At 63.6% G+C, this 2692-nt stretch carries 3 protein-coding genes; all 3 read left to right on the top strand.

Going from position 1 to position 2692, the window contains the following annotated elements; translation table 11 throughout:
* On the top strand, positions 1 to 624 hold a 624-nt coding region (locus AUR66_RS09695; protein WP_157533050.1), incomplete at its 5' end, for a carbohydrate ABC transporter permease.
* Positions 621 to 1580 (top strand): carbohydrate ABC transporter permease, encoded by a 960-nt coding sequence (locus AUR66_RS09690; RefSeq protein ID WP_058572236.1) that lies wholly within the window; start codon positions 621 to 623, stop codon positions 1578 to 1580. The genes AUR66_RS09695 and AUR66_RS09690, both read left to right, overlap by 4 nt.
* Before the next feature lie 87 nt (positions 1581 to 1667).
* Positions 1668 to 2692, top strand: a 1025-nt coding sequence (locus tag AUR66_RS09685) for an ABC transporter ATP-binding protein (RefSeq protein ID WP_058572235.1), incomplete at its 3' end; no start/stop codon positions are given.

Here is a 2692-nt window from a genome sequence, read left to right as displayed (position 1 = left end):
TGGTTCCGAACCATCTACCTGCTGCCATTCAGCCTCTCGTTCGTCGTGACGGCGGTGTTCTGGCGGTGGATGTACAACTTCGACTCGGGCGTCATCAACGTCGTCCTGCGCGGCCTCGGTCTGGACTTCCTCGCGTCGAAGTGGCTCTCGGGCGGTGTCGACCTCGGCGTCCTCGGGTCGCTTCCGCTCGTCCCCGAGGTGCTTCAGTTCAAACTCTTCGCCGTCATCTTCGCGCTCCTGTGGCAGTTCAGCGGGTACGCGATGGTCGTCTACCTCGCGGGTCTCCGCGCGATTCCGAACGACCAGTACGAGGCGGCCCGCGTCGACGGCGCGTCCACGATTCGGATGTACTGGCGCGTCATCCTGCCGCAACTCCGCGCCTCGACGGTGAGCGCCGCCGTCGTCCTGATGGTGTTCGCGCTCAAGGCGTTCGACTTCCTGTACGTCATGTTCGGGAACAACCCCGGACCGACGGCAGACATCCTCTCGACGATGATGTACCGACAGGCGTTCGCGGCGAACGAGTGGGCCTACGGGTCGGCTATCGCCGTCGTCTTGTTCCTCGTCGCACTCGCCGTCGTCGCACCATATCTCTACGGCGAATACCGCCGGGGTGAACTATGAGCGTCCGCGACGACATCGCCGACCGAGTCGGCGTCGAGTTCGAGGACGTCGACCCGGTTCGGGTCGTCCTCTACGCGGTGCTGGTCGGACTCGTCGGTTTCTACCTCTCACCGCTGGAATCCGGCCTGATGACGGCGCTGAAGACGGAAGCTGAGTTCGCCACGTCGCCGCCGTTCGCGCCGCCGACAGTCGATGGATTCACCCTCGAACCGTTCGGCGTCGCCCTCGACACGCTCTCGTCGGCCATCCTGAACAGCATCATGCTGGCCGTCCCTGCGACGATTCTCTCGGCACTCCTCGGGAGTTTCGCCGCCTACGGCCTCACGAACTTCGAATGGCGCGGCCAACTCGGCGTCGTCACGCTGTTCATCGCGGGTATCTTCATCCCGTACCAGGCCGTGTTGATTCCGCTGTCGCGTCTGTGGGCCATCGTGAACACGAAGGAGTTGCTCGCGCCACTCCTCGACGTCACGCTGTTCTCGGTGCAGGTGCCCGTCCTCGGGACGGTGGAACTGGCGACCCACCCGCACTACGCGAGTATCATCAACCTCATCATCACTCACGCGGCGTACGGCATCCCCATCACGACGCTCCTGTTCCGGAGTTACTACAAGAAACTCTCGACGGAGATGCTGGAGGCCGCCCGCCTCGACGGCGCGAGTGCGTTCACGGTCTACCGCCGTATCGTGCTCCCGCTTTCGACGCCGATGTTCGCGGTGACGCTCATCTACCAGTTCACGCAGATTTGGAACGACCTGCTGTTCGCGCTGGTCATCATCCCGTCGGGGTCCGGCCCCGCAGCGGTGGCGACCATCGCGCTCAACGAACTGACTGGTGGAATCATCCAGACGTTCAACACGCAGATGGCCGGTGCGTTCGTCGCCGCCCTGCCGACGTTGCTCGTCTACGTCCTCTTCGGAGACAAGTTCGCAAAGGGGGTCGCTGGCGGCACATGACCACCCAGAGCGTCGGTCTCAGCATCGTCTCGCCCACGACCGAATCCACCACTGCATCGCTTTCGACCACCACGACACCCACACACAATGGCTGAACTCACACTCGACCACGTATCGAAGTTCTTCGACGACGGCGGTGACAAAGTCGTCGCCGTCGACGACGCCTCCGTGACCATCGACGACGGGGAGTTCCTCGTCCTCGTCGGTCCCTCGGGGTGCGGAAAATCGACGACACTCCGGATGATTGCCGGCTTAGAGACCGTCTCCGAAGGCCAGATTCGCCTCGGTGACGACCGGATGGACAACCGTCCGCCCCGAGACAGGGACATCGCGATGGTGTTCCAGTCGTACGCGCTCTACCCGCATATGACCGTCCGCGGCAACATGCGGTTCGGCCTCGAAGAGTCGACCGACATGGTCGACGACGCCATCGACAGCGTCGTCGAAGAGACCGCCGAGATGCTCGGTATCGGCGACTTGCTCGACCGCAAACCCGGAGAACTCTCCGGCGGTCAACGACAGCGTGTCGCCCTCGGACGCGCTATCGTCCGCGACCCGGAAGTCTTCTTGATGGACGAACCGCTGTCGAACCTCGACGCCAAACTCCGCTCGCAGATGCGGACGGAACTCCAGCGACTGCAAGAAGAACTCGGGGTCACCACCGTCTACGTCACGCACGACCAGACGGAAGCGATGACGATGGGCGACCGCATCGCCATCCTCGACGACGGCGAACTCCAGCAGGTTGCGACCCCGCTAGAAGCGTACCACCGCCCTGCCAACCGTTTCGTCGCGGGATTCATCGGCGAACCGTCGATGAACTTCTTCGAGATGGACGTGCGCGGTGACACCCTCGTCACCGACGCGTTCTCGTACAGTCTCTCGGCGGAGTCGCAGGCGGCAGTGGCGGAGAGTGACCGCGTGACACTCGGCGTCCGACCCGAAGACGTGGAACTCGTCTCGGACGCCGACGGCGACCACACCTACCAGACTGCCGTCGACGTGGTCGAACCGATGGGCAACGAGAACGCCGTCTACCTCGAATTCGGTGCCGACCACGTGACGTTCGTCGCCACTGTCGGCGGAATGAGGCGCGTCGAAGGCGGCCAATC

The sequence above is a fragment of the Haloferax profundi genome, assembly GCF_001469865.1.
Lineage (GTDB): Archaea > Halobacteriota > Halobacteria > Halobacteriales > Haloferacaceae > Haloferax > Haloferax profundi.
The sequence above is the reverse complement of the archived record's forward strand: the minus strand, read 5'-3'. Positions and strand labels throughout refer to the sequence as shown.